Source organism: Spirillospora sp. NPDC052269 (assembly GCF_040679435.1).
Classification (GTDB): Bacteria; Actinomycetota; Actinomycetes; order Streptosporangiales; family Streptosporangiaceae; genus Spirillospora.
In genome coordinates, this window is record NZ_JBFAUU010000009.1 from 74,002 (window position 1) to 99,095 (window position 25,094).

23 protein-coding genes are annotated in these 25,094 nt (G+C 72.6%); 15 read left to right on the plus strand and 8 right to left on the minus strand.

Annotated features, from left to right (window positions below; genetic code table 11):
- Positions 1–39: 39 nt before the first annotated feature.
- Positions 40–693, plus strand: coding sequence for a hypothetical protein (locus tag AB0L06_RS20380; protein ID WP_500232601.1), 654 nt, complete (start codon positions 40–42; stop codon positions 691–693).
- A 5-nt stretch (positions 694–698) separates the two neighbouring features.
- Here AB0L06_RS20380 and AB0L06_RS20385 read toward each other — a convergent pair whose 3' ends face one another.
- Entirely contained in the window at positions 699–1,844 is a 1,146-nt protein-coding gene (locus AB0L06_RS20385; protein ID WP_500232602.1) for a serine hydrolase domain-containing protein, read from the minus strand.
- A gap of 324 nt (positions 1,845–2,168) precedes the next feature.
- Here AB0L06_RS20385 and AB0L06_RS20390 point away from each other — a divergent pair, with 324 nt between their 5' ends.
- Positions 2,169–3,665: a S53 family peptidase gene (locus AB0L06_RS20390; protein WP_500232603.1), complete on the plus strand. Its 1,497-nt coding sequence runs from the start codon at positions 2,169–2,171 to the stop codon at positions 3,663–3,665.
- Positions 3,666–3,817: 152 nt separating this feature from the next.
- On the opposite strand, the gene AB0L06_RS20395 is transcribed toward AB0L06_RS20390, so the two are convergent.
- The 4 genes from AB0L06_RS20395 to AB0L06_RS20410 all read right to left on the minus strand — a co-directional run bounded on the left by AB0L06_RS20395 (position 3,818) and on the right by AB0L06_RS20410 (position 10,011).
- Positions 3,818–5,629 carry a DUF2207 domain-containing protein gene (locus AB0L06_RS20395; protein ID WP_500232604.1) on the minus strand — a complete coding sequence of 604 codons (1,812 nt, stop codon included), beginning with the start codon at positions 5,627–5,629 and terminating at the stop codon, positions 3,818–3,820.
- A gap of 157 nt (positions 5,630–5,786) precedes the next feature.
- Positions 5,787–7,409, minus strand: a complete 1,623-nt coding sequence (locus tag AB0L06_RS20400) for a phospholipase C (RefSeq protein ID WP_500232605.1) — start codon at positions 7,407–7,409, stop codon at positions 5,787–5,789.
- Between the two features lie 225 nt (positions 7,410–7,634).
- A complete protein-coding gene (locus AB0L06_RS20405) occupies positions 7,635–8,807 on the minus strand; it encodes a Dyp-type peroxidase (RefSeq protein WP_500232606.1) in 1,173 nt (390 codons plus the stop codon).
- A 52-nt stretch (positions 8,808–8,859) separates the two neighbouring features.
- Positions 8,860–10,011 carry an EfeM/EfeO family lipoprotein gene (locus AB0L06_RS20410; RefSeq protein WP_500232607.1) on the minus strand — a complete coding sequence of 384 codons (1,152 nt, stop codon included), beginning with the start codon at positions 10,009–10,011 and terminating at the stop codon, positions 8,860–8,862.
- 470 nt (positions 10,012–10,481) lie between these two features.
- Here AB0L06_RS20410 and AB0L06_RS20415 point away from each other — a divergent pair, with 470 nt between their 5' ends.
- From AB0L06_RS20415 to AB0L06_RS20435, 5 genes are all read left to right on the plus strand, one after another.
- Positions 10,482–12,467 (plus strand): sensor histidine kinase, encoded by a 1,986-nt coding sequence (locus tag AB0L06_RS20415; protein WP_500232608.1) that lies wholly within the window; start codon positions 10,482–10,484, stop codon positions 12,465–12,467.
- Between the two features lie 106 nt (positions 12,468–12,573).
- The gene (locus AB0L06_RS20420; protein ID WP_500232609.1) at positions 12,574–12,978 is read left to right on the plus strand and encodes a roadblock/LC7 domain-containing protein; all 405 of its coding nucleotides are present in this window, start codon (positions 12,574–12,576) and stop codon (positions 12,976–12,978) included.
- Positions 12,975–13,328, plus strand: coding sequence for a DUF742 domain-containing protein (locus AB0L06_RS20425; protein WP_500232610.1), 354 nt, complete (start codon positions 12,975–12,977; stop codon positions 13,326–13,328). The genes AB0L06_RS20420 and AB0L06_RS20425 overlap by 4 nt, the downstream gene beginning before the upstream one ends.
- The gene (locus tag AB0L06_RS20430) at positions 13,309–13,944 is read left to right on the plus strand and encodes a GTP-binding protein (protein WP_500232611.1); all 636 of its coding nucleotides are present in this window, start codon (positions 13,309–13,311) and stop codon (positions 13,942–13,944) included. The genes AB0L06_RS20425 and AB0L06_RS20430 overlap by 20 nt, the downstream gene beginning before the upstream one ends.
- The gene (locus AB0L06_RS20435) at positions 13,941–15,203 is read left to right on the plus strand and encodes a cytochrome P450 (RefSeq protein ID WP_500232612.1); all 1,263 of its coding nucleotides are present in this window, start codon (positions 13,941–13,943) and stop codon (positions 15,201–15,203) included. Before AB0L06_RS20430 ends, AB0L06_RS20435 begins: the two co-directional genes overlap by 4 nt.
- A 182-nt stretch (positions 15,204–15,385) precedes the next feature.
- Here AB0L06_RS20435 and AB0L06_RS20440 read toward each other — a convergent pair whose 3' ends face one another.
- Positions 15,386–16,603, minus strand: a complete 1,218-nt coding sequence (locus AB0L06_RS20440; protein WP_500232613.1) for a cytochrome P450 — start codon at positions 16,601–16,603, stop codon at positions 15,386–15,388.
- A gap of 238 nt (positions 16,604–16,841) precedes the next feature.
- Between AB0L06_RS20440 and AB0L06_RS20445 the strand changes: the two genes are divergently transcribed.
- The 6 genes from AB0L06_RS20445 to AB0L06_RS20470 all read left to right on the plus strand — a co-directional run bounded on the left by AB0L06_RS20445 (position 16,842) and on the right by AB0L06_RS20470 (position 22,123).
- The gene (locus tag AB0L06_RS20445; RefSeq protein WP_500232614.1) at positions 16,842–16,985 is read left to right on the plus strand and encodes a hypothetical protein; all 144 of its coding nucleotides are present in this window, start codon (positions 16,842–16,844) and stop codon (positions 16,983–16,985) included.
- A gap of 205 nt (positions 16,986–17,190) precedes the next feature.
- Complete coding sequence (locus AB0L06_RS20450) at positions 17,191–18,663, plus strand: hypothetical protein (RefSeq protein WP_500232615.1); 1,473 nt, start codon at positions 17,191–17,193, stop codon at positions 18,661–18,663.
- A gap of 81 nt (positions 18,664–18,744) precedes the next feature.
- A complete protein-coding gene (locus AB0L06_RS20455) occupies positions 18,745–19,161 on the plus strand; it encodes a Het-E N-terminal domain-containing protein (protein ID WP_500232616.1) in 417 nt (138 codons plus the stop codon).
- Positions 19,162–19,230: 69 nt separating this feature from the next.
- The gene (locus tag AB0L06_RS20460) at positions 19,231–20,352 is read left to right on the plus strand and encodes a LolA-like protein (RefSeq protein ID WP_500232617.1); all 1,122 of its coding nucleotides are present in this window, start codon (positions 19,231–19,233) and stop codon (positions 20,350–20,352) included.
- Entirely contained in the window at positions 20,349–21,296 is a 948-nt protein-coding gene (locus tag AB0L06_RS20465) for an ABC transporter ATP-binding protein (protein WP_500232618.1), read from the plus strand. Before AB0L06_RS20460 ends, AB0L06_RS20465 begins: the two co-directional genes overlap by 4 nt.
- Positions 21,293–22,123, plus strand: coding sequence for an ABC transporter permease (locus AB0L06_RS20470; protein ID WP_500232619.1), 831 nt, complete (start codon positions 21,293–21,295; stop codon positions 22,121–22,123). Before AB0L06_RS20465 ends, AB0L06_RS20470 begins: the two co-directional genes overlap by 4 nt.
- Here the strand turns inward: AB0L06_RS20470 and AB0L06_RS20475 are convergent.
- Positions 22,113–22,877, minus strand: coding sequence for an esterase/lipase family protein (locus tag AB0L06_RS20475; protein ID WP_500232620.1), 765 nt, complete (start codon positions 22,875–22,877; stop codon positions 22,113–22,115). The two genes, AB0L06_RS20470 and AB0L06_RS20475, sit on opposite strands and share 11 nt — an antisense overlap.
- 94 nt (positions 22,878–22,971) lie before the next feature.
- Between AB0L06_RS20475 and AB0L06_RS20480 the strand changes: the two genes are divergently transcribed.
- Positions 22,972–23,634, plus strand: coding sequence for an MOSC domain-containing protein (locus AB0L06_RS20480; RefSeq protein ID WP_500232621.1), 663 nt, complete (start codon positions 22,972–22,974; stop codon positions 23,632–23,634).
- A gap of 57 nt (positions 23,635–23,691) precedes the next feature.
- A complete protein-coding gene (locus AB0L06_RS20485; RefSeq protein WP_500232622.1) occupies positions 23,692–24,669 on the plus strand; it encodes a quinone oxidoreductase family protein in 978 nt (325 codons plus the stop codon).
- Positions 24,670–24,688: 19 nt separating this feature from the next.
- Here the strand turns inward: AB0L06_RS20485 and AB0L06_RS20490 are convergent, their stop codons facing one another.
- A complete protein-coding gene (locus AB0L06_RS20490; RefSeq protein ID WP_500232623.1) occupies positions 24,689–25,090 on the minus strand; it encodes a VOC family protein in 402 nt (133 codons plus the stop codon).
- Between the last annotated feature and the right edge of the window lie 4 nt (positions 25,091–25,094).

Genomic DNA, 25,094 nt, shown 5'->3' on the forward strand with positions numbered 1-25,094 from the left:
GGGATTTCCCCCTTGCGGTCCAGCGGGCAGCATGTGAGCGTGCTCAGCTCAGACGATCTTCGCCGCCTGTCCCCCGGCGAGCGCGCCGAACTCCTCCGCGAACTGATCCTCCTCAGCGATGAGGACGACCCCCTCGCCGTGCCGAGCGTCAGGCTGCGGCGGCGGATCGCCCTCACCGTGCTCGTCGCCTGCTGCGCCTGGCTGGTGCCCTGGACGGTGATGCTGGCCTTCAGCCTCCCGTCGCACTACACGGCCGGGCAGTGGCGGATCGCCTGGATCGGCTTCGACGTCGCCCTGACCCTCGCGCTCGCCGGGACGGCGTTCGCCTCGTGGCGGCGGCGGCAGGTCGTCGTCCTCGGCCAGCTCGTCAGCGGCACCCTGCTGGCCTGCGACGCCTGGTTCGACGTGATGCTGTCGTGGGGCACGGGCGAGTTCCCGCTGAGCCTCGCGACCGCGCTGCTCGCCGAGCTGCCGCTGTCCGGGCTGCTCTTCTACGGGGCCCGGCACGTGCTGATGACGACCTTCCACAGCATGTGGATACGCGAGGGCCGGTCCGGCCCCGAACCGCGGCTGTGCGATATCGGCATCTACGCGATCGAACACCGCCGACACCCCCGTCCGCACGACCTGCAGGACCAACGGGACCAGCGCGACCGGCATGGCCTGCGGAACCAGCGCGACCTGCGGGACTAGCGGGGCTAGCGGGCGGGCTGGGCGGGCTGGGCGGGCTCGGCGCGTTGGGCGGCGACGGCCCTGGCGACGGCGTGGAGGGCCGGGAGGGTGTCGGCGTTGTCGAACGAGTAGAACGTGGACCGGACGATCACGACCTTGCGGACCGGATCCACGTAGATGAGCTGGCCGCCGAGGCCGCTGGCGTAGTAGCCGTCGGTCCCGTCGATCCACCACTGCAGGCCGTAGGACGGGCTGACCCCGGACGGCGTCCGCACCCGGTCGATCCAGGCCTCGGGGACGACGCGGCGTCCGGCGACGCGTCCGCCGTCCAGCATCATCTTCCCGAACCGGGCGAAGTCGCGGTCGGTCGCGTAGATGCAGCAGTAGCCGAGCGCGTGCCCGTGCGAGTCGGTGCCGACGTGGTCGGTGTCGGCCATGCCGGTCGGCTCCCAGATGCGTTTCTGGAGGAAGCGCGTGAACGGCATGCGGTACGCGTTCGCGACGACCTGCGCGAGGACCGCGCTGTTCAGGCTCGTGTAGTTGAACCTGCTCCCCTGCGGCCAGGCGGTGTGCCGTCCGGCGGCCCACTGGACGGGCGTGCTGAGGCCGAGGCTGAACGCCGGGTGCATGGCGATGTCGTCGGTGTTCTCGTCCCAGGCGATGCCGGACGACATGCGCAGCAGGTTGTAGAGGGTGACCTTGCCGTAGTCGGCGTTCGCCAGCTCGGGAATGTACGTGGCGACGGTGTCGTCCAGGGAGTGGATCCGGCCTTCGGCGAGCGCGATGCCGACCGCGTCGCCGGTGAAGGACTTGGCCATCGACCAGGACTGGAAGCGGCTGTACTTGCCGAAGCCGGGCGCGTACCACTCGGTGACGACCTTGTCGCCGTCCAGAACGAGGAAGCCCTGTGTCCCTGAGCCGATCAGGTAGTCGTTCAGGGTCTTCGTCGTGCCGTTCGAGGTGTAGGTGACGTGCAGGTCGCGTTGCGCGTCCACCAGTCCGACCGGCCTGGACGACGGCTTGAGCGGGACGAACCCCGGCACGATCGAGAGGATGTCCGGCGGCTCGGGGCTCGCGCCTCGCCCGGTGTCGGCGTGGGCGGCGGCGCCGGACGGGACGGCCAGGGCGAGGACGGCGGCGGTGGCGAGGGACGGCATCCTGCGGCGGCGCATGGCGGCTCCCGGGGTGTGGCCCGCTGGCGGATCACCCGGACCGTAGACCGCGGAGTCCCCCGCGACAACCGGTGTCCCGGCGGCCCGTCCGGTTCACTGAACAGAAATGTTCTTCTGACGTCGGGATCCGTCCGGACAGGGACTCGCACGCCTGACCGGAATCGGCCGAAGCGTCCCCTCTTGACGACATGATCTTGCGGGTCTTAGATGCATCTGCGGTGCACGCGGTCCTTCGCACTGGGCGGTGCGGGGACCAAGGCGGGCCCGGGGACACCGTCCGCGCGACGACCGCCGCGCGGAGTTCCCTTCGTGCCGGGAGTTCCCTTGTCCCTGCTCAACACCGCCGCCCATGGGCGCCGCGCGCCCGTCTGGCTCGCGGCGATCGCACTCGCCGGAGCCGCCGTGGCCGCCGCCCCGGTGGCCGCCTCGTCCGGCGACGACGCCCTGCCAGCGCCGCGTCCGCACGCGACCGACTTCACCTACCTGGGCGCGTCCGTGACGCCGCCGACCCAGGACAACTGCGCGTCCGTCGGCCGCCGCTGCTTCACCCCCAAGGCCCTCCAGAACGCCTACAACGTCGGCCCGCTGCACGCCAAGGGCCAGGACGGCCGCGGCCGCACCATCGCGATCGTCGACTCGTTCGGCTACGACCAGGCCGAGGCCGACCTCAAGGTCTACAGCCAGCAGTTCGGCCTGCCGCTGATGTGCGGCATGCCGGACGTCGCGTGCACGCCGGGCATGCCGTCCATCACGCGCCTCAAGCAGGGCAGCCGCCCCGTGGACCAGCCGCCGCCCAGCAACGGCACCGGCCAGGAGGACAGCAACGGCTGGGCGCTGGAGGTCGCGCTCGACCTGGACATGGCGCACGCCATGGCCCCCGGCGCGAACATCGTGCTGGTGTCCACCCCGACCGCCGAGACGTTCGGCACGCAGGGCTTCCCGCAGATGATGAACCTGGAGCAGCAGGTCGTCGACAACGGCATGGCCGACGTCATCTCGCAGAGCTTCGGCGCCGGCGAGGAGGCGTTCCACTCGACCGCGTCGCTGGAGAACCTGCGGCACGCGTTCAAGTCCGCCGCGTCCAAGGGCGTCACCGTCCTCGCCAGCTCCGGCGACGACGGGAGCGAGAACGGCTTCAAGGCGCCGGTGAAGAACCCCGCCGCGATCCCGCACGCGTCCGTCGGCTGGCCCTCGTCCGACCCGCTGGTCACCGGCGTCGGCGGCACCTTCCTGTGCCTGGACGGCGCGACCGGCACGCACGTCGACAACAGCGGCGCCCCCGCGGCCTGCTCGACGTTCCCGGGCCAGCGCGAGGTGGGCTGGACGTTCGCCGGCGGCGGCTTCAGCCACGTGTTCGCCAAGCCCGCCTACCAGAACACCCTTCCCGCAGGGTCCACCCCGATCGGCTCGATGCGCGGCGTCCCGGACATCGCGTCCCAGGCCAGCTCGGCGACCGGCGTCCTCGTCCGTGACACCGCGCCCGGCGCGACCGGCATCAAGTGCCCGAGCGGCGACCCGTGCAGCTCCGGCTGGTACGTCGTCGGCGGCACCTCCGCGTCCACCCCGCAGTGGGCGGGCCTGGTCGCCATCGGCGCGCAGATCGCCGGCCACCCCCTCGGCCAGATCAACCAGTCCCTCTACGACCTGGCCAACGGCCCCGACTACGGCGCGTACTTCTACGACGTGACGTCGGGCAACAACTCCAACCCCGACTACCCGAACATCCCGGGCTACCCGGCCACCAAGGGCTGGGACCCGATCACGGGCCTCGGCACCCCGAACGCCGCCACCCTGATCCCGGCCCTGGCCGCCCACTCCTGACCCCATCCCCTCCCCAAGGTCCCGGCGCGGAGTCTCCCAGCTCCGCGCCGGGACCACTCCCTCCGGGGAGCCACGGACCCCTGACCGGATGCGGTCAGGGGTCCGTTTCTTTCGCGCTGGATGGACGGCGGGTCACTCCCCCTCTGACCGGGTCACCAGGAGTGGCCGCCTCCGCCGCCGTCGCCGTGGCCGCCTCCGCCGTGGCCGCCGCCGCCGGACCAGCCGCCGCCGTTGTCGTGGCCGCCCCAGCCGCCCCCGCTCCTGCGGTAGCCGCCGGACGACGGTCTCGACCTGTGTGGCGCCGGACGAGTCCGGCGAGGCGCCACGTATTTCCCGGCGAACATGTGGCGCAGCGCGCTGAACCGGTCCTCGGCCTGGGCCGGGTCGCCGGTGTAGGAGTACCAGGACGGCAGCGTGTCGTTGGCCGAGCGGGCGCGGTGGAAGGCCACCATCCACAAGCCCGCGTCCCAGGCGGCGTGGAGGGCGAAGTGCCTCTCGTCGCCGGCGGTGTCGTCGTCCTCGCGCTGGTACCACAGCAGGTTGATGAAACCCTGGTGGCGGATGCTCAGCTCCTGCCCCACGCGCGTGAGGGGGCTCACAGGCCGGAGCCACGCGAACACTACGGCGATGACGACGAGCGCGGTCCCGGTCGCCGCGAGATCGCCGTACCGGCCGTCCGCCCAGGCTTCGACCACGATCAGGACGGCTCCGACGATCCCCACGAGCCAGCACGCGGGCAGGACGATCCGCCTGAACCGGGCCATCCAGGAGCGCTGGTACCGGCGTCCGCGCTCACGGCTCGCTTGAAGAATCTGCTGCTCGACCGGCTTGAACCGCGCCCGCTTCTCCGCCCGGACCTTGGCCTTTGCCGCGCCTCCCGACAGGGCCGCCTTGACGGCCCGCTTGGTTTTCTTGGCCCGCGGCGGCTTGACCGGTTCGGGCTCGTCCGGCCCGACCTCGACCGAGCCCCCGACGTCGGAGAGCACCTCCATGAAGGCCCGTTCGTAGTCGAACTCAAGAGCGTCCGTCGCGGAGCCGACGCGGGTCACCATGACGTGCCGACCGTCGTCCGCGATGCGCACATGCCCCCGGACGGCCAGGTCGAGCGCCAGAACCGAAAGCGGGTCGCCCGGTTCGGCCACGTTCGGGATGCTCCCGATCTCGACCGGAGGCGCCTCCTCGCGCGTCACGAAGGGGCGCAGCCCCTGACGCCGCCACCCTTCGACCAGCAGCAGGCCGCACCCACCGAGCCCGAACAGCAGCGCCAGCCCTAGCGCCACCAGCCCGGGAACACCGACCTTCCACGCGAACCCGTCGGATCGCTGGTTCCGGATCGTCCCGGACGGGAACTTCGCGCGGACGGTCAGCCCCTCCCGCGCGCCCATGCTCTGCCCGAACGCCGCGCTCCCGCCGCCCGTGTTCCACATGCCCTTGCACGGCTTCATCGCGCCCGCCGGACCGGCCTGGCAGCCGAGCGACCGGTATGCGGCCGGCCCCTTCAGCACGACGGTCGCGACGTCGATCGGGACGGACCACTCGGTGCCGATCGCGTTCCAGTCGAGCGTGTCCGAGGCGACCACGTTCCGGACGTCGTAGTCGATCATGTAGTGCCGCACCCCGGACACCGCCGTCGCCGGATCCCCGATCCGGACGTCCAGCAGGTTCTTCTTCCGCGTGATCCGGCTGACGGCGGGCGCGTCGGCGCTGTGCACCCGCACGTCGCCGATCTTCACCCGCTTCGTCGGGATCTCCCGCTCGATGCCATGCCGTCCTGGCGAGTTCCCGAAGTCGTACCCGATGTCCTCGTGGACGTTCAGCACCCCGTCCGCGCTGAGATCCAGGCTGACCGCATACGACCGAACACGTTCCGAGGACGGGGGCGCCGCGGGCGAGGCCGCAGCCGATGCGGAAGCGCCGAGAACGACCGAACCGGCGACCAGAACGCAGAGGGGGAACCAGCGCATAGCCCTGGAATTACCAGAAGAGACAACGTTCCGGAAGCGGTATTCGCCCCCGCCGTCCGGCGCCACCCCACGCCCGTCAGAACGAGCGACCGCCCCCGTCGTCCGGGGAGGCGGACGGCGGGGGCGGGCGTTCAGGGGACCGCTGGGAGCGGTGGGGTCAGGCGCGGGCGCCCGTCGTGGGGTCGAGGAGCAGCTTTCCGGCACGCGCGTGCCTGAAGTCGAACAGCCCCTTCAGGCCGGCCGAGCGCGTGTCGAAGGAGTGGTCGCCGATGCGGCCGAGGCCCCAGTTGTCCTCGATGAACCGCAGCACCGACGTCTGCTCGCTGTAGGTGTGGTCGACGTGGTTCACCTTGCTGAAGGGCGAGATGACCAGCAGCGGGAGACGCTGGGACGGGCCGCAGCGGTCCTTGTAGCCGCCGGCCGCCGCGGGGGCCTTTCCGCACAGCGCGGAGTCGACCGAGGCGTCGTCGGAGCCGTTCAGGAGACGCGGCTTCTGGTGGTCGTACCAGCCGTCAGAGTCGTCGTAGGCGACGACGACCGCGGTGTCCTTCCAGAACTTCGACTTCTGGATCGCGTTGATGTAGTTGACCAGGAAGCGCTGCTCGTCCAGCGGGTCGGAGTAGCCCGCGTGGCCGTCCTGGTAGGCGCCCGCCTTGACGAAGCTGACCGACGGAAGGTTGCCCGCCTGGAGCGCGGCGTCGAAGTCGGTCAGGTCGTACTGGTGGTTCGCCTGGTCCTGGTGGCCGATCTTGGCGACCGAGGTCGGCGGCAGGTGCTTCTCGTTCGCCGTCGACTTGTAGTACTGGAACGGCTCGTGGTGCGGGATGTAGTCGGTGGACGCGATGCCGCCGACGTTCGGGTGGCTGGCGTCGCAGGCCGCGTAGGAGCCGTTCTTGCCGGTCGGCTTGAACCCGCCCTGGAACCAGCCCCAGGTGACCTTCCGCTTGTTCATCAGGTCGCCGACGTTGCGCCCGTCGAACGCGCCCAGGTTGTTGGTCGCGGTGTGGTTCTTCGCCGAGCAGTCGTCGAACGCGGGCTGCGGGTCGTTGGTCATCGTCCCGACGCCGTCCTTGTCGGGCGACTGGACGACGTAGGAGTCGGTGACCGGCTGGTGGGTCTTGTTGTCCACGGCGCGGATGCCGTGCGTCTGCCCCGAGACCAGGTTGATCGCGCCGGGCGAGGACGGGCCGAACACCGTGTCCCACGAGTTGTCGCTCATGGAGTAGTGCTGCGCGTAGTTCCACAGCGCGGTGACGGTGTTGCCGTCGTAGTAGTCCATGACCAGGCCGGGCTCACCGAAGATGACCGGCTGCCCGGTGCACTTGTCCTTCTCGGTGGACTGGACGAACTTGTCCATCCTCCCGCCGTTGAGCGCCTTCTGCTCACTGCCGTAGGTGTGGTCCTGGTCGCAGGTGAGCGCCTGCTTCGGCGTCAGCCGCTTCGGGTCGTACTGGTTCGGGTTGTGCGTGAGCAGGCTCTTGGTCAGGCCGTTCACGCGCGGCGTCCTCCGCGCGGCGGTGAACTTCGTGCCGTCGGTGTTCGCCGCCTTCGGGTACGTGCCGAAGTAGTGGTCGAAGGAGTTGTTCTCCTGGAACAGCACGACCACGTGCTTGATGGGCGTCGCGGTGCTCGTCCGGGACGCGTCGGTGAACGTCTCGGCCGCCGTCAGGGACGTGCCGTGCCCCGCGGTCGTGCCGCAGGCGGCGGCGGTCGTGAGCGCGAGCGCGCCGGCGGCGACCGCGATGGCGGAGCGCCTCCTGGTCCAATTGCCGGGGGTCATTCTTCCTCCTGAACGGGTCGCGGCCGCCGACCTTCTCACAGGGGGTCGAAGCCGTTCGCCGAATTGATCTCCGGGCGGTACCCAACCAGCGCGGGGCGACGAACTCAAGGGCCGCAGGTGACACGCGGGTGACCAGCACAAAACGGGCAGATGACTCTTCGAGGAAGGTTAGCGAAAGGTTAATTCGGCAAGCGAAGTTCTTACCTTCCGCAACGTGCCGGCGGGTCAGGTGAGCAGCGCACGCCCGAGGAAGTCGCCGCCGTCACGGACGCCCGGCAGGACGAGGAAGTACCCACCGCCGAACGGACGGACGTAGTCGACGAGCGGCTCGTCCTTGAGGCGGTGCTGGACGGCCTCGAACTGGGACGGGATGTCGCGCTGGTAGCAGGTGAACACCAGGCCCATGTCGAGGTCGCCCGCCGCGTCCACGCCGCGGTCGTAGTTGAAGCCGCGGCGCAGGATCCGGCCGCCCGCGGACTGCGCGGTGCGCGGGTTCGCGAGCCGGATGTGGCTGGTCAGCGGGATGATCTTGCCGATCGGGTCGGCGGTGAACCTCGGCGGGTCGAACTCGCCGTTCCCGTCCAGCGGCGCGCCGGTGTCGCGGGCGCGGCCGATGATCCGCTCCTGCTCGGAGATGCCGACCCGGTCCCAGAACTCGACCAGCATCCGGATCAGCCGGACGACCAGGAACGTGCCGCCGTCCGCCGTCCAGACGAGGCGGCCGAGGTCGGCGGGCGCGGGATTGGCGGTGCCGTCACGGAATCCGAGCAGGTTGCGCGGGGTGCCGGACGGACGCGGCGGGCTGACGAACCCGTCGATCCTCCAGCGGATCTGCGCCGCGCCGCGGGTGTGCCGGGCGATGTCGCGCAGCGCGTGCACGACCGTGTCCTCGTCGCGCGCGGACAGCTGGAGGCTGAGGTCGCCGTGGCACCACGCCGGGTCGAGCGCGTCGTTCGGGAAGGTCGGCATCGTGGTCAGCCGCGCCGGACGGCGTGCCGCCAGCCCGAACCGCCCGTCGAACAGCGACGCCCCGACACCCGCCGTGACCAGCAGGTTTCCCCCGGGGACGGCCGGTCCGAGCACGCCGGAGTCGGTCGGCGGCGCGGTGATGCCCGCGCCGTCCGGGACGCCGCCCGAGGTGAGCGCGCGCGCCCGGTCGGTGATCGTCCGCATCAGGTCGGTCAGCTCGCGCCGGTTCTCCGCGATCACGTCGAACGCGACGACGGCCGTCCGGGGCAGCGGCGACTCCTCCACGCCCGCCTGGTGCACGCCGTGGAACCCGCGCAGCGCGCTGCGCTTCTCCGCCTCCGGCGCGGCGGCCCCGGACACGGACGCGGCGGCGGCACCGCCCACACCGGCGGCGAACGCCCCGCGCAGAAACGATCGGCGATCGGTCACGTCACCCTCCGGGACACCGTGCGAAAGGAACGGTCATGAAGTCGTGGAACGGTCATGAAGTGCGGCGGGGCGCGGCGATCTCGGCGACAGGGGCCAGCAGTTCGAGTGCCTGGCCGGTCGTGCCGTTCAGGCGGCGGCGCTCGGCGGCGGACAGCTCCGACAGCGACGTATGCCCCTTGAGCTGCGCGTCCAGGCGGGCGAGCCACGCGTCCACCTGGGGCAGCGCCGCGTACCGGGAGCGCAGGACGGGACGCAGCGAATCGAGCACGAGCCGCGTGCCCTCGACGTTCGCCGCCGCCGTCCGCAGCGAGGTGCCGCTGCCCTGGTCGGCCTCGCCGGTCAGTTCGAACCGGAGCGTCCCTTCGAGGATCTCGTGCGCGCGCAGGGGAAGGTCGGCCGGATCGATGCGCTGCTGCGGCAGATCGGCCTGGAGGGCGCGGACGTCCTTGTCGAGCCGGTCGGCGACGCGTCCGAGCGAGGACGGGCTCTCGCCGTGCCACAACCCGTACTCGAGCCGGTGGAAACCCGTCCAGCCGGAGTCGTGGACGCCGCCCGGCAGCCCGTCCGGACGTCCGTTGATCTCGCCGTCGAAGTCGCCGAACGTCCCGTACGCTGCGCCGAGTCGCTCGTACGCGAGGTGCGCGGGCAGCCAGGCCCGGCGCGCCTCGCCGACGTCGCCGGACGCGACCGCCGAGCGCAGCGTCCCGGTCAGCCCGGCGACCTTGCCGACGCCCGCGGTCACCTTCGTCCAGTACGACGACACCGCGTCCGAGAGGTCGCTCGTGCTCACCGCCGGGACGGCCGGTCCGCCCGCGCCGCCGCCGGTGATCCGGACGAACGTCCCGGTGCGCGGGTCGCCCGCGCTGTCGTCCGAGCAGCGCAGCGCGTACTCGCCCGCGCCCAGGGTCACCCGCATCGACCGCGTCACACCGGGGCCGAGCCCTTCGAGTTCGGCGTGCACGGCTCCCGCCCGGTCCACGAGCCTGACCTCGGCGATCGCGTTACCGCTGTTGCGGACGAGCAGCGTCTGCGCCCCCGCGTGCGCGTGGTCCCAGCCCGTCCCGCAGCGTCCGATCGCCGCCTCCAGGACCGTCCCGGACGCGTGCGCCCCACCGCCGGACATCAGCTCCTGACCGCCCACCACGGCCGCCGCGACCACGCCGGCGGCGACGGCCGCACCGGCCAGCGGCACCCACGGTCGCATCGGGACACTCCATCGACGAGCGGACGAACGCGCACACTCTAGCCCTCGTCCGGCCCGGCGGACGCTCGTCGGACTTGGACGGAAATGCCCGGTTCGCGACGGCCCGCCACGCCCGTCCCCACAGGTGAACACGGGTGGACGAGCCGGTGAACACCTCGTGCCGCGACGACCGGCCCACCCGCCGACCTGCGCTGACCCCATGCGAGCGCGGGGATGCGCAGCGTGGGGGGTGAGTTCGCGTCGCCGACCGTGATCATCTAACGTCGGAGCCCATGGCGTGCGCGGTCATTTTCGCGATTACGTGGTGTCGCGCGGACGGGGTGCTGCATCCTACGGAATGTGTCCGAACGCTCGACGCGACGTCGCGGAGGGCCGGTCGCGCGCGTCCCGTGACCCCGTCGACGCGCGTCGACGTGAACCGGTTCGAGCGCACGCCGCCCGCCTGACCCCGCCCCCCGAGGACCCGATCCATGTCAGCTCCCGTCCCCGCAGGTCGCAGGGGTGATCACGCTCCGCTGGAACGCGCTCTCGCGGTGTGGCTCGTCGCCGTCGTCGTGTTCGGCGCGGCCTGGCTGTACGGCGTCTTCAAGGCCGGGGACGTCCTCCGTCCCGTCGTCGCCTGGGCGGGCGGAGCCGCCGCGCTCGCACTCTGCGTGACGATCGCCCTCGCCGCCTACTACGCCGCGCTCGCGTCCCGCGTCCGCGAGGCCGCGCGGGCGGAGACCGGCGGCGCGGCGCCCCTGGAACGGCAGATCGCCGAGATCGCCGACTCCACGCTGCCCGCGCTGCTGCACCGCGTCGCCTCGGGCGCGCCCGCCGACACCGCGCTCGGCGAGATCATGCCGCCCGCGGACCCGGGGCTGCGCCGCGTCCTGCAGCTCACCGCGCACGACGCCGCCGCCCGGCAGCGCGACGCCGCGTCCGCGCTGGCCGTCGTCGACGGCCTGGACGCGGAGGTCGACCGGATCGTCGGCGAGGCCATGCCGGTGATCGTGGCGCGCATCCGCCGGGACCGGGTCGGGCCCGAGACCGTCCTGCCCGAGGTCGGCGAGCCCGAGTCCCCGCAGCTGCGCCGCCTGCTCGCCCGCGTCGTCGACGACCTGGCCACCGGGGAGCGCGGCAGCGCCGCCGCGATGATGTCCTGCGCGAACGCCGCCGCCCGCATCCAGGCCGCCTGCACCCGGCTGCTCGGCGACCTGCGCGACCTCGAGCACCGCTACGGCGACGACCCGGTCTTCCACGACCTGCTCGACATCGACCACGAGGTCTCCCAGGCCGGACGCATCGCTGACTCCATCGCGCTGCTCGCGGGCGGACGCTCCGGACGCCGCTGGACCAAGCCGATCGTCATGGAGTCGATCCTGCGCGGCGCGATGGGCCGCATCCACGACTACCGCCGCGTCAAGCTGCACTTCACCACGACCTCGGCGATCGCCGGGTACGCGGCCGAGGGCGTCATGCACTGCCTCGCCGAGCTCATGGACAACGCCGCGACCTTCTCCGCGCACAACACCGACGTACACGTGTACGTCGAGGAGGAGGACGCGGGGATCGTCGTCACCATCGAGGACAGCGGCCTCGGCATGCGGCAGCGCGAACGCGCCCGCGCCGAGCGCCTGGTGAACGAGCCGTCCGACCTGACCGCGCTGCCCGGCACCCGCCTCGGCCTCGCCGTCGTCGGCCGCCTCGCCGCCAAACACGGCCTGCGGATCAGCTTCCGGCCGTCCTCGCGCGGCGGCACCGCCGCCATCGTCCTGATCCCCCGCCAGCTGGTCACCCAGCCCCGCCAGGACCTCCTCCCGCCCGAACTGCGCGAACCGTGGGACGGCTCGTCCCGCCCGGTCCTCGCGGACACGGGCGCCGACCCCCTCGCCGAACTGATCGCCGCGCCGGACACGCCGGAGGAACTCCTCTCCGCCCCGTCCCCGGTCACGCCGGTCACGCCGGTCACGCCGGTCACGCCGGTCACGCCCCTGAACGTCGCGTCGCCGGACGACGGTTCCGACGACGGGGACGACTCGTTCGAGCTGCCGCAGCGGCAGCGTGGCGAGACGCTGCGGAAGTGCCCCGACCCGGTCCTGGCGGAGGTGCGCCGGGACGAGGGGCGTCCCGCGCCCGGCGAGCGGTTCGCGGCGTTCCGGTCGGCGACCGGCGGACCCCGGACGGTCGCCCGCGACACCGGAGGGCACCCTGCCCCCCAGGCGCCGCAGAGCAGGACCGCGCCGGACGCCCTGGAGAGCATCGCCACCCAACGGAACGACGGCCCCGCCGAAGCGGACGGCACGCCGCGCTCCGCCCCCATGCCGGACGGCTCCCCGTCGTCCGCCGCGCCGGACGGCGAGGAGGGCCTCCCGGAGGGCGACGCCGCCCTCGACCCCTCGTCCGCGTCCGGCGACGGCGCGGCGTCCACCCCGCCGGACGCCCCGGCTCCCGAGCCGGACCGGGGGCGGTCGTGACCGCCCGCGCACCCCAGCGCCCGCACGGCGGACATCCCCGGGTCCGCCCGGCACAACAGATTGGAGGCAGGGGCGGACGTCCCGTGGCGTTCCCCCCGCGATCCCGATGAGTTCCGAAGAACGCGACCTGAGCTGGCTGCTCGACGGACTGCGCGACCGCACCCCCGGGGTGCGGCACGTGCTGGTGCTGTCCAAGGACGGGCTGAAGATCTGCTTCACCGGCGACCTGGACGTCGACCGGGCCGACCAGCTGTCCGCCGTCGCGGCGGGCGTGCAGAGCCTCTCGCTGAGCGCGTCCGCCGAGTTCGGCACCGGCCTCGGCGTGGGCCAGTCCATGCTGGAGTTCGCCGGCGGGCTCCTGCTGATCGTCCCGGCCGGGGAGGGCGCGCACCTGGCGGTCGTCGCCACCGAGGACGCCGACGTCGGCCTGGTCGGCCACTCGATGAACGAGCTGGTCGAGCAGATGGGCTCGTTCCTCACCGCCCCGCCCCGGCACGCGGCGCGGCGATGAGCGCGCGGCGGCACGAGCGCGAGGACCCGGACCGGTACTTCACCATCACCGGGGGACGCCGCGACGCGTCCCTCGACCTGGTGGCGCTCGTCGTCGCCGAGATCGGCCCGCTCCCCGGCATGTCGTCGGAGCAGGTGCGGATCCTGCGGCTCTGCCGCGACGCCCCGGTCGCGGTGGTCGAGCTGTCGGCGCACCTGGCGCTGCCGGTGAGCGTCGTGCGGATCCTGTTGCGCGACATGCTGGCGGACGGCCGGATCACCGTCCGCCACCCGGTCTCGGCCCCCGAACCCGAGCAACTCCCCGACCTGGAAACCCTGAAGCAGGTGCTCGTTGGACTCCACAACCTCTGACCCGCCCGTCGCCGAGACGTCCGCCGCCGCGGAGATCCCGCTGCGCGGCACCGCCGCCGACGGCCTGAAGATCGTCGTCGTGGGCGGGTTCGGCGTCGGCAAGACCACGATGGTCGGGTCGGTGAGCGAGATCCGCCCGCTGTCGACCGAGGAGCTGATGACGCGGGCGGGCGAGGGCATCGACGAGGCCGACGCCGTCCCGGAGAAGACGACCACGACCGTGGCGTTCGACTTCGGCCGCATCACCCTCAACGACCGGCAGGTGCTGTACCTGTTCGGCGCGCCGGGGCAGCAGCGGTTCTGGTTCCTGTGGGACCAGCTGTTCTCCGGCAGCCTCGGCGCGGTCGTCCTGGTGGACACCCGCCGCATCGAGGACTCCTGGTACGCCATCGACCGGCTGGAGCACCACCGCATGCCGTTCGTGGTGGCGGTGAACCGGTTCGCCGACCGCGGGCCGTCGCTGCCGAAGGTCCGCGCCGCGCTCGCCCTGGACGAGCACGTCCCGCTGGTCGAGTGCGACGCGCGGCTCCGCGAGTCCAGCAAGACCGTGCTGATCGAGCTCGTCCGTCACCTGACCAGGCTGCACGACCGTCCCGCCGGAGAGGACGCGCGATGACCGACCCCGCCCCCGAGTCCGCCGCGCCGCTCCACCCGGGGCACCCGCGGCCCGTCCGGCTGTACGGCCCGACGATCGCCGACGACCCGGCCGAGCTGTACCGGTCGCTGCGCGAGCGGTACGGGCCGGTCGTGCCGATCCTGCTGGACGGCGACGTCCCGGCCTGGTTCGTCCTCGGCTACCGCGAGGTGCACCACGTCACCGCGAACCCGCAGCTGTTCGCGCGCGACTGCCGCCGCTGGAACGCCTGGGACCGGATCCCGGACGACTGGCCGCTGATGCCGTACGTGGGCTGGACGCCGTCCATCATGTTCGCCGAGGGCGCCGAGCACCAGCGCCGCGCGGGCGCGGTCGGGGACGCCCTGGACGACTTCGACCGCACCGAGCTCGGCATGATGGTCGGCCAGGTCGCCGACCGCCTCGTCGACACGTTCGCCGGGCACGGCCACGCCGACCTGATCGAGCAGTACTCGCACCAGATCCCGCTGCACGTCGTCGCGCGCCTGTTCGGCCTCCCCGAGGCCGACATCCCCACGCTGGTCAAGGACGTCGCGGACTCCCTCGACGTCGACTCCGACCCCGTCGCCGCGCACCAGCGCATCCACGCGCGCATGGTCCAGCTGGTCGCCGACAAGCACCGCGAGCCGGGCTCGGACGTCCCGTCCCGGCTCCTCGCCCACTCCGCCGGCCTCACCGACGACGAGGTCGTCATCGACCTGCTCATCGTCATGGCCGCCGCCCAGCAGCCGACCGGCAACTGGATCGGCAACGCCCTGCGCCTGATGCTGGTGGACGACAAGTTCTCCAACACGATGCAGGGCGGCCGCGGCAGCGCCTCCCACGCCCTCAACCAGGTCCTCTGGGAGGACACCCCGACGCAGAACTTCATCGGCCGCTGGGCCGTCCACGACTGTCAGGTCGGCGACCAGCGCGTCCGCCGCGGCGACCTCCTCGTCCTCGGCCTCGCCGCCGCCAACCGCGACCCGGGCGTCACCCCCCGCGACTTCGGCGGCCCCGTCGCCAACCGCGCCCACATGTCCTTCGGCCACGGCGAGCACGGCTGCCCGTTCCCCGCCCCCGAACTCGCCGAGGTCATCGCCAAGACCGCCGTCGAGGTCCTCCTGGACCGCCTCCCCGACATGGAGCTCTCGGTGGCCCCGGACGCCCTCGAATGGCGCCCGTCCGTCTGGATGCGCGGCCTCTACTCCCTCCCCGTCAAGTTCACCCCCACCGCCGACCTCCCCCTAGACCTCCCCTAACCCCCCAGCACAGACACCACGCCCCCGCGCGGGCGCCCTCCCCTACGCGCTTCATGCCCACACGAGCGCAGCACGCCCGCGCGGGCGCACAATCATGCGCGGGAGGGCGGTCCCTCCGCGCGGGTGGGGTTACTACGCCCGGCGCGGAGGGCGCTCTGCGCCCGTAGCGCCGGGCTCGGGTTCTAGGCGGTCGGGGTGAAGACCAAGGGGAGTTCGGCGGGGCCTCGGGTGAAGAGGCCCTGCTCGGTGGGGGTGTGGCCGTCCGCCACGCGGACGTCGGGCATGGTGTCCAGGAGCTGGTTGACGCCGACCTCGACCTCGGTCTTGGCGAGGAGGGCGCCGACGCAGAAGTGGCGGCCGAGGGCGAAGGCCAGGTGGTCGGCGGCGGCGGAGAAGGCGGTGTCGGCGGAGAGGTCGTCGCGGAAGAGGTCGAACGCGTCGGGGTTCGCGTAGCGGCCGGGGTCGCGGTTGGCGGCGCCGATGAGGGCGGTGACGGTCCTGCCCGCCTCGATCGTGCCGCCGGCGATCTCGACGTCCTCGGACGGCTGGCGCATGATCATGTGGACGGGCGGGGTGTGGCGGAGGGTCTCGGCGAAGGCGCGCGGGATCAGCGTGCGGTCCTTGCGGACGGCGTCCAGCTGGTCGGGGTGGGTGAGCAGGTTCGCGAAGACGGCGGAGATCGCCTTGTCGGTGGTCTCGCCGCCCGCGGCGAGCAGCAGCGAGACGAAGGACTTGATGTCCTCGTCGCTCATGGCGGTGCCGTCGATCTCGGCGGAGCAGAGCGTGGACAGCAGGTCATCGCCGGGGTTCGCGCGGCGCTCCCGGATGATCGGGATCATGTACTCGGCCAGCTCGACGCGGGTGCGCTCGCCCGCCGCGGCGACGTCCGGGTCCTGGGTGAGGTTGCCCAGGAACGCGATGATCGAGGTGTACCACTGCTGGAACCGGGCGTGGTCGGCGCGGTCCAGGCCGAGCATGTCGACGATCACGCGGATCGGGAAGTGGGTGGAGTACTGCGCGACGAGGTCGACGTGTCCGTCCCGGCGGAAGGCGTCGATGAGCTCGGCGGAGTTGCGCTCGATCACCGGCAGGAAGCGGGACTCCAGTTCGCTGCCGCGGAACGCGGGCGCGACCAGGGCGCGGCGGACGGCGTGCTCACGGCCGCTGAGCTGCAGGATCGTCCGGCCGTGGACGGGTTCCAGCTGCCAGTCGTAGTTCGCCGTGGTGAAGACCTGGTCCTTGAAGACCCGGGTGACGTCCTCGTGGCGGGAGACGATGTAGCTCTGCATGGGCTCGTGCCACAGCAGCGGCGCCTCCTCCCGGTAGGCGGCGTAGGCGGCGTAGGGGTCGGCCGCGAACTCCGGCGACAGGATGTCGGGAACCTGCGGGGCGGTGGTCATGCTCGTCCTCGCTCACGTCGTCACTGTGGGTCGTCGTGAGCGAGCCTAGGGAGCGCCCCAGCGCCGGTCCATACCTAAATGATCAAGTTTGTCCGGACTCCCGGTGGACCGCAGGTCTAGACCAAATTGCGATGTGGACGGGGTCATCCGCGAAAATCTGTTCGCTGTACTCACTTCCGTCCCACCGCCGGCGAACCACACCGGCGACGGACGGGACCACGGGAGGACGAAGACAACGATGAGCGCCGCTCTGGCCAATCCCCGCCGCACCCGGCTCGACACCTGGCCGTCCCAGGGCAACCAGGACCACGAGTCCGAGCCGACCGCAGCCCCGGTGGGCTCCGCGACGCCCGCGTCGGACGAGGAGAAGTCCGCGTCCTGAAGCGGCACCCCGGGGTCCGTCCCATGCCGGACGGCCCCGGGGCATAGCGCCGCCCCGCCTCCCCTGAATCCCCGCCCGCGCGGCGTGGGGTTCTTTTCGTGTGCCCGGGAGCCCTGGACTCGTCCGGAGATCCGCTGGCGCGGAACGCCGGCGTCCGATATGCCGTCCATGTCACTGGGGACGGTTCCCCGCGAAAGGGGCGGGCGTGCGGCGGAGCGAGTTGTCGCGGGCGGAGCGGCGGGTCTGGCGGGCGTTCGCGCGGGGCGAGGAGGTCGACTTCCGCGTCTCCCCCGACGAGGACGCGTCGTCCGGGGCGTCCTGGGGACCGGAGCGGACCGTCCGGGCGTCGGTCCTGCGCGCCCTCCTGCTGGACGGCCCGCGACGGGACGGTGAGATTTCGGCCCTGCGTGTGAGCGGCGTCCGGATCGTCGGGACGCTGAACCTCAGGTACGCGACCGTCGAGCATCCCATCCGGCTCTGGGGCTGCCACTTCGAGCGCGTCCCGACGCTGCACGGCGGCCACCTCCGGAAGGTGAACCTGAGCAGGTCGTACCTGCCGGGACTGGAGGCGGCGACGATCCGGGTCGCGGGCGTCCTGCGCCTCACCGACTGCGTGGTCTCCGGTCCGATCGAACTCGGCGGCGCGCAGGTCGACGGGGTGCTCTTCATGGAACGCGCCCGTCTCGGCGAGCCGGACGTCCGCCTGGAGAAGGACATCCTGCACCTCAACCACACGACGTTCAGGGACGACGTGTGGGCTCCCGGCCTCCAGGCGCACGGCCGGATCACACTGCGCGGCGCCCGTATCGCGGGCATGCTCAACCTCGAGGACGCCGTGCTGAGCAATCCGGGCGACACCTGCCTGGACGGCAAGACGGCGACGGTCGAGAACGACGTCCGGTGCAACCAGCTGCGCGCGCACGGGCGGGTCAACCTGCGCGGCACGAGGATCGGCGGGCAGCTCAGCCTCTGGCACGCGAAGCTGTCGAACCCGGGCGATGTGGCGCTGCGGGCGAGCGGCTGCACGGTCGGCGAGATCTGGTTCGGGGGCGGCGGCACCTCGATCGAGGGCCTGGTGAACCTGCGCCGCACGTCCGTCAGGCTGCTGAACATGCCGCCGCACATGTGGCCGGAGTCGGTGTACCTGGACGGGCTGAACTACACCTCGCTGACGCCCCGGCTGCCCGCGCGCGCCCGCATCGAGGTGTTCCTGCGGGACAAGGCCGGGTACGTGCCGCACTCCTACGAGCAGCTCGCGGCGTACTACCGCCGGGTCGGGGACGAGAAGGGCGCCCGGAACGTCCAGATCGCGAAGCACCGGCACTACCGCCGGACGCGCCCCTGGTACGGCCGCGTCTGGGGATACCTCCAGGACTGGACGATCGGGTACGGGTACCGTCCGCTGCGCGCGGCGGCCTGGCTGGCGGCGCTGTGGGCGGTCGGGGCGGCGGTGTTCGCGACGCACCACCCGCCGCCGCTGAAGGCGGACGAGCACCCGCCGTTCAACGCGTTCGCGTACTCCCTGGATCTGCTGCTGCCGATCATCAGCTTCGGCCAGGAGGACCGGTTCGCGCCGCACGGCGGCTACCAGTGGCTCTCCTACGCGCTGATCCTGGCCGGGTGGACGCTGGCGTCCACGACGATCGCGGGGGTGAGCCGGGCGCTGAACCGCCAGTGAACCCCGCGGCGGGCCGGGGCGGGCATGATGGGAGTGCTGCATCGTCCGACGACCGTTCGAGCCCGGCCGGGGAGCCTCCTGATGGATCCGATCACGATCGCCGTTCTGACCGCCGCGACGGGGAAGGCCGTCGAGCTGGCGGGTGAGCCCGTCCGGAACGGGACCAAGCAGCTCTACGCGCTGATCCGGGGCCGGTTCAAGGACGACGAGGAGCTCGCGAAGGCCGAGCAGGCGCCGGACGGGCCGGAGAAGGCGCGCGTCTTGGAGGGCGTCATCCGGCGGGCCGTCGACGCCGACCCCGAGGTGCGGCGGGAGGCCGAGGCGCTGGAGGCGCTGATCAGGCAGGCGATGGAGGCGAACCAGGAGTTCTGGCGCGAGCTGGAGGAACTGCGCGCCGCCGTGCACGCCCAGCCGAGGCAGACGTCCTCGAACAACTTCTACGGGCAGGCGCAGAAGGTCATCCAGATCGAGTCCAACAGCGGGATCATCAACTTCTGACCCCGGCGGCGCGAGTGGCGCTGGGGACGTACTGACGCAAAGCGGGATGTGCCGCGTACGCTCGCTGAGGTGAGCGTGGTGCGTCGCGACGCCCGGCGTCGCTGGGCCGTGGTGGTGGCGTTCGTGGCCGCGCTCTGCGGCACGCCGGTCGCGCTCGCCGCCTATCCGGCGTCGTCGTCCGGACGGAATCCGGCGGAACAGATGCGGCGGGCGCTCGCCTCCGGGACGCGCGCGCACGAGGGGCTCATAGAGGTCACCGGGTCACTCGGCCTTCCGAACCTTCCCGGGTTGGACGACGCGGCAGGCGCGCTGCACGGGACGTCCCGCATGCGCTCCTGGTACGACGGGACGCGTCGCTGGCGGGTGGCCGAACTGTCCACGACGGGTGAGCGCGACTACCTCACCCACGGCGACGGCCTCGACATCTGGGATTACGAGCTGAACCAGCTCACCCGCATCGCCGGACGTCCCGTGGTGCGGCTGCCCAATGCGACCGATCTGACGCCGCCCTCGCTGGCTCGTCGTTTACTCAAGCTCGTGCGCGCGCAGGACAAGGTGACCGCGCTGCAACCGCGTCGCGTCGCCGGACGGTCCGCCGACGGTTTCCGCATCACCACGGCCGACAAGGACACGACGATCGGTGCGGTGGACGTGTGGAGCGATCCGTCCTCGGGTGTTCCGCTGCAGGTGGACGTGGTGTCACGCGGGGCGCCGCGTCCCGCGCTGACCACGCGGTTCCTGGAGTTCGCGGCGAAGCGTCCGGCGGCTTCGGACGTGGCGCCGCGTCCGGCGCGCGGGCTCAAGCGCGTCACGGTCGACGCGCCCGATCTGCTGTCCCGGCTGGTCACGTTCACGAACCTGCGGCTGCCGGACCGGCTCGCCGGACGCGAGGCGATGCCCGGGACGGCGTCGGTCGCGAGCATCCGCGGCTACTCGGGCGGGTTCGCCTCGCTCGCGGTCGCGCCGCTACCGCCCCGGTACGGGCAGCGGCTGGTCGACGCGGCACAGGAGGCGGGTGCGAACACCACACCGCTGCGGCCGCCGGCGGGACGCGGCGGCGAGTTCCTGATGCTGACGACGCCACTGCTGAACGCGATGCTGTTCCACGCGGACGCGGGAACGACGTTCCTGCTGGTCGGAGCCGTCCGGCCGGAGATCCTGAAGACCGCGGCCGCGGAGCTCACGCCGTGATCGCCACGCACGGGCTGACCAAGCGGTACGGACGTGTCGTGGCCGTCCGGGACGTGGACCTCGCGGTCGGCGAAGGCGACCGGTACGGGCTGCTCGGGCCGAACGGGTCGGGCAAGACGACGCTGGTCAGGATGCTGCTCGGGCTGGTGTTCGCGACCTCCGGGGATATCGAGGTGATGGGCCGGCCGATCCCGCGCCGCACCGGCGAGGTGCTGCCGCGGGTCGGCGCGATGGTGGAGGGGCCGGGCGCGTACGGGCACCTGTCCGGACGCGCGAACCTGGCGCTGCTCGACGCGTCCGGGCCGGGGCGCGGGTCCCGCCGGACGCGCCGCCGCCGCGTCGGCGAGGCCCTCGAACGGGTCGGGCTCGGCGGCGTGGACGACCGTCCGGTCAAGGCGTACTCGCTCGGCATGCGTCAGCGGCTCGGCCTGGCCGCCGCGCTGCTGCACGAGCCTGAGCTGCTGATCCTGGACGAACCGACCAACGGCCTGGACCCGCGCGGCATCCGCGAGGTCCGCGACCTGCTGCACGCGCTGAACGCCGACGGCACGACGATCCTGCTGTGCAGCCACCTGCTCGGCGAGGTCGAGGAGCTGTGCACGCGCGTCGGCGTCATGGACCGGGGACGACTCGTCCTACAACGGGACATGTCCGATGTGCGCGCTCTGACCGGGCGCGTCGAGGTCCGCACCCCGGACGCGGCGCGCGTCGTCGCCCTGCTGGACGGCCGGGTCGAGCACCGCGACGGCGACCGGCTGCTGGTCAAGGCCGCCGACGCCGCCGAGCTGAACGCGCGCCTGGTCGCGGACGGCCTGCGGATCACCGAGATCCGGCCGCAGCGGCGCACGCTGGAGGAGGTCGTCCTGTCCCTGACCGGCACGAGCGCCGACCGCTTCGACCGCCCCAGCGCGGACGTCGAGCGGCCCGGTGAGGAGCGGGTGTGATCCGGACCGAGCTGGTGAAGATGCTGCGGCGCCCCCGGACGTGGGTGTCACTCCTGCTGCTGTGCGGGCTTCCGGGGCTCGTCGCGGCGTTCCTCGGGGTCACGAAGGTCGCGCCGCCCGCCGGGCAGGGGCCGGCGTTCCTGTCGGCCGTCCTGACGAACGGGACGCTGTACCCGGCGGCGGCGCTCGCGATGGTGCTGCCGCTGTTCCTGCCGGTGTCGGTCGCGGTGGTCGGCGGGGACTCGGTCGCGGGCGAGGCGGGCTCGGGGATGCTGCGCTACCTGCTGCTCCGTCCGGTCGGCCGGACGCGCCTGCTGGTCGCCAAGCTCGCCGCGCTCGTCGGGTTCGTGATGATCGCGGTGGTCGCGGTGACGCTCAGCTCGTACGCGATCGGCGTCGCCGTGTTCGGCGCGAAGCCGGCCTCGGCGGTGACCGGCGCGAGCCTGGTGACCTCGATGTCCGGGACGGGCCTGACCACGCCGCAGGTGCTGCTGCGCCTGGCCTGCGCGATGCTCTACGTCGGTGTGTCGATGCTCGGCGTCGGCGCGATCGCGCTGTTCCTGTCCACGGTGACCGACTCCGCGCTCGGCGCGGCGCTGGGCGCGCTCGCCGCGCTCGTGACCAGCCAGATCCTCGTCTCGCTGGACGCGGCGGCGGCCGTCCACCCGTACCTGCCGACGCGCTACTGGCTCGCCTGGATCGACTTCTTCCGCGCCCCGGTCCTCTGGCACGACATCCAGCGCGGCCTCGCGCTCCAGGCCGTCTACGTCGCGGTGTTCCTCGCCGCCGCCTGGGCCAACTTCGCCACCCGCGACGTCACCAGCTGACCCGCCGGAGCGAGGCGCAGTCGGACGGCGCCGGGATCGCCATCGGGTCGCCGCCGAGGGCTCGCAGGACGATGCCGCCCACGAGCGGGTCGGACGGCAGGTCCTCGTGGGAGGTGGCGGCGTCCGGGCAGATCTCCTGGAGGACGACGTTGATCGCGCCGTCCAGCCGGGCGGACTCGGGCGGCGTGACGACCTGGTCGCGGGTCGTCCATACCGACATCCACTCGGGGCTGTCGCCGACGCGGTGGCCGAGGCCGCGCAGTAGGGAGCTGCTCGGGACGAGCTGCCGGCACGCCGTCGGGCAGGCCCCGGGCGACAGGGCCGCGCCCGCCGCCGAGACGTCCGCGCCCTGGTGCGGGGAGCCGAGCGTGACGATCCGCCGGGCCTTGTGCGCGCCGTCGTGGTCGCGCGCCCACAGCCGCGTGACGACGCCGCCCGCCGAGTAGCCGACGACGTCCACCGAGGGCGCGCCGCCGCGCAGCAGCGCGTTCACCCGCCTGTCCAGGGCGTTCGCCTGTTTTCGCAGGTCACCGGTGCCGTCGCCGGGAGGGGCGACGATCACGGTGCGGCGGCCGACGCGTTCGAACCGCATCGCGAGGGCGGCCAGCCCGTCCGTCCCGCCGCCGTAGCCGGGGACGAGGACGACCGGGCCGGGCGCGGACTGGTCGGCGGCGGGGCCCGCGTGCCGCCCGGCGCGGGCGAGGGCGAGCCGTCCGGCCACGACCAGCATGATCATCGTGATGAGCGCCGTCATCCCGCCGACGTACCAGCGCCGTCGCGGGCTGAGTCCGGCAATCCACCACACGCGTCAGATATACCCACCCCGTGATGCCCCTTACTCTCAGACCATGGCGTATCTGCTCTCCCTGAACATCGCCCATTCGCGCGACAACCCCTGGCAGAACTACGACGGGACCGGCATCGACAAGCGTCCGGTCGACGGGCCCGTCCGTGTCGAGGCCCCCGGACCGCGCGGCACCGGCGCCGTCGGGCTCGCGGGCGACCGCGTCCACGACCTGCGCCACCACGGCGGCGATGATCAGGCCGTCTACGCGTACGCGCGCGAGGACCTGGACGCCTGGGCCGCCGACCTCGGCCGCGACATCCCCGGCGGCTCGTTCGGCGAGAACCTCACCACGTCCGGCGTGGACGTCAACGCCGCGCTCATCGGCGAGCGCTGGCGCGTCGGCCGCGACCTCCTGCTGGAGGTGTCCGCGCCGCGCATCCCGTGCCGGACGTTCGCGGGCTGGATGGACGTGCCCGGCTGGATCAAGACCTTCACCGCCCGCGCCCTGCCCGGCGCGTACTTCCGCGTCCTCGAGCCCGGCGACATCGCCCAGGGCGACGAGATCACCGTCGAGGACCGCCCGTCCCACGAGGTGAGCATCGCGCTGGCCTTCCGCGCCCTCACCCTCGAGCCCGAGCTGCTCCCCCGGCTCCCGGACGCCGGGGACGCGCTCCCGGCGGACACCCGTGAGATCGTGGCACGCCGACTTTCCCGATCGGAATGATCGACAGCCTCCGCGGGTTGGCCGGTGAGGGGTACACCGACGCAAAGGGAGCCACATATGCAGTCGACGGCGATCGTGATCCGCGAGCAGGGCGGACCCGAGGTGATGCGGCCTGAGCAGGTGGACGTGCCGTCCGAGGTCGGAGCGGGTGAGGCGCTCGTCGAGATCGCCTACGCCGGGGTCAACTTCCTCGACATCTACCAGCGCGAGGGCCGCTACAAGATGGACCTGCCCTTCGTGCCGGGCAGCGAGGGCTCCGGACGCGTCGTCGCGGTCGGCGACGGCGTCACCGCGGTCAAGGCCGGCGACCGCGTCGCGTGGGAGAGCGTGTCCGGCTCGTACGCGCGGCACGCCGTCGCCCAGGCCGCGCGCCTGCTGCCCGTCGCGGACGGCGTGGACGACGCGCAGGCCGCGGCGCTCCCCCTCCAGGGCCTGACCGCGCACTACCTGGCGACCGAGTCGCACCCCATCGCCGCCGGGGAGACCGTCCTGGTCCACGCGGGCGCGGGCGGCACCGGGCTCGCGCTGACGCAGATCGCGAAGATTCTCGGCGCGACCGTCATCACCACGGTGTCGACCGACGAGAAGGCGAAGATCTCCCGCGAGGCGGGCGCGGACCACGTCCTGGTCGGCTACGACGGCTTCGACGCCCGCGTCCGCGACCTGACCGGCGGCCTCGGCGTCCACGCCGTCTACGACGGGGTCGGGAGGAGCACCTTCGACCGCTCCCTCGCGGCCCTGCGCCGCCGCGGCACGTTCGTCCTGTTCGGCGGGGCCAGCGGGGCCGTCCCGCCGGTCGACCCGATGCGCCTGAGCGCGGCGGGCTCGATCAAGTTCACCCGTCCGACCCTCAAGGACTTCGTCGCCGACCCGGCCGAGCTCCGCTCCCGCTACGGCGACGTCCAGGACTGGGCGTCCCAGGGCCGCCTGAACGTCCGCGTCCACGCCGAGTACCCGCTCGAGGACGCCGCCCAGGCCCACCGCGACCTCGCGGGACGCGGCACCATCGGCAAGCTCCTCCTCCGCGCCAACTGACGTCGAGGGCGGACGGGGCCTACGACCCGTCCGCCATCTCGAGCAGGTCCCAGCGGTTCCCGGCGATGTCCAGGAACACCGCGACCCGTCCGTACGGCTCGTCCCGGGGCTCGGTGACGAACCGGACTCCGGCCGCGACCATCCGCTCGTGCGTCGCGTCGAAGTCGTCCACGTTCAGGAAGAAGCCGACCCGTCCCGCGGCCTGGTCTCCGACGGCCGCCTCCTGCCGCTCCCCGTCCGCCCGCGCGAGCAGCAACCCCGTGCCTCCGCCCGCCGGGCGGACCACCACCCACCGCTTCGGCCGGCCGTCGTTCGTGAGCGCGGGAGAGTCCTCCGCCAACTCGAACCCGAGCACTCCCACGAAGAACTCGATCGCCGGGTCGTACTCGTCGACCACCAGTGTCACCAGGTCAATCCGCATCCAG

What these genes read in the sequence shown, in the direction of transcription:
- AB0L06_RS20395 (WP_500232604.1), bottom strand. Translation starts at nt 5,629, where the DNA reads ATGCGCTGGTTCCCCCTCTGCGTTCTGGTCGCCGGTTCGGTCGTTCTC.
- AB0L06_RS20455 (WP_500232616.1), top strand. Translation starts at nt 18,745, where the DNA reads ATGGATCCGATCACGATCGCCGTTCTGACCGCCGCGACGGGGAAGGCC.
- AB0L06_RS20420 (WP_500232609.1), top strand. Translation starts at nt 12,574, where the DNA reads ATGAGTTCCGAAGAACGCGACCTGAGCTGGCTGCTCGACGGACTGCGC.
- AB0L06_RS20490 (WP_500232623.1), bottom strand. Translation starts at nt 25,090, where the DNA reads ATGCGGATTGACCTGGTGACACTGGTGGTCGACGAGTACGACCCGGCG.
- AB0L06_RS20400 (WP_500232605.1), bottom strand. Translation starts at nt 7,409, where the DNA reads ATGACCCCCGGCAATTGGACCAGGAGGCGCTCCGCCATCGCGGTCGCC.
- AB0L06_RS20425 (WP_500232610.1), top strand. Translation starts at nt 12,975, where the DNA reads ATGAGCGCGCGGCGGCACGAGCGCGAGGACCCGGACCGGTACTTCACC.
- AB0L06_RS20445 (WP_500232614.1), top strand. Translation starts at nt 16,842, where the DNA reads ATGAGCGCCGCTCTGGCCAATCCCCGCCGCACCCGGCTCGACACCTGG.
- AB0L06_RS20475 (WP_500232620.1), bottom strand. Translation starts at nt 22,877, where the DNA reads ATGACGGCGCTCATCACGATGATCATGCTGGTCGTGGCCGGACGGCTC.
- AB0L06_RS20410 (WP_500232607.1), bottom strand. Translation starts at nt 10,011, where the DNA reads ATGCGACCGTGGGTGCCGCTGGCCGGTGCGGCCGTCGCCGCCGGCGTG.
- AB0L06_RS20415 (WP_500232608.1), top strand. Translation starts at nt 10,482, where the DNA reads ATGTCAGCTCCCGTCCCCGCAGGTCGCAGGGGTGATCACGCTCCGCTG.
- AB0L06_RS20480 (WP_500232621.1), top strand. Translation starts at nt 22,972, where the DNA reads ATGGCGTATCTGCTCTCCCTGAACATCGCCCATTCGCGCGACAACCCC.
- AB0L06_RS20435 (WP_500232612.1), top strand. Translation starts at nt 13,941, where the DNA reads ATGACCGACCCCGCCCCCGAGTCCGCCGCGCCGCTCCACCCGGGGCAC.
- AB0L06_RS20485 (WP_500232622.1), top strand. Translation starts at nt 23,692, where the DNA reads ATGCAGTCGACGGCGATCGTGATCCGCGAGCAGGGCGGACCCGAGGTG.
- AB0L06_RS20440 (WP_500232613.1), bottom strand. Translation starts at nt 16,603, where the DNA reads ATGACCACCGCCCCGCAGGTTCCCGACATCCTGTCGCCGGAGTTCGCG.
- AB0L06_RS20385 (WP_500232602.1), bottom strand. Translation starts at nt 1,844, where the DNA reads ATGCGCCGCCGCAGGATGCCGTCCCTCGCCACCGCCGCCGTCCTCGCC.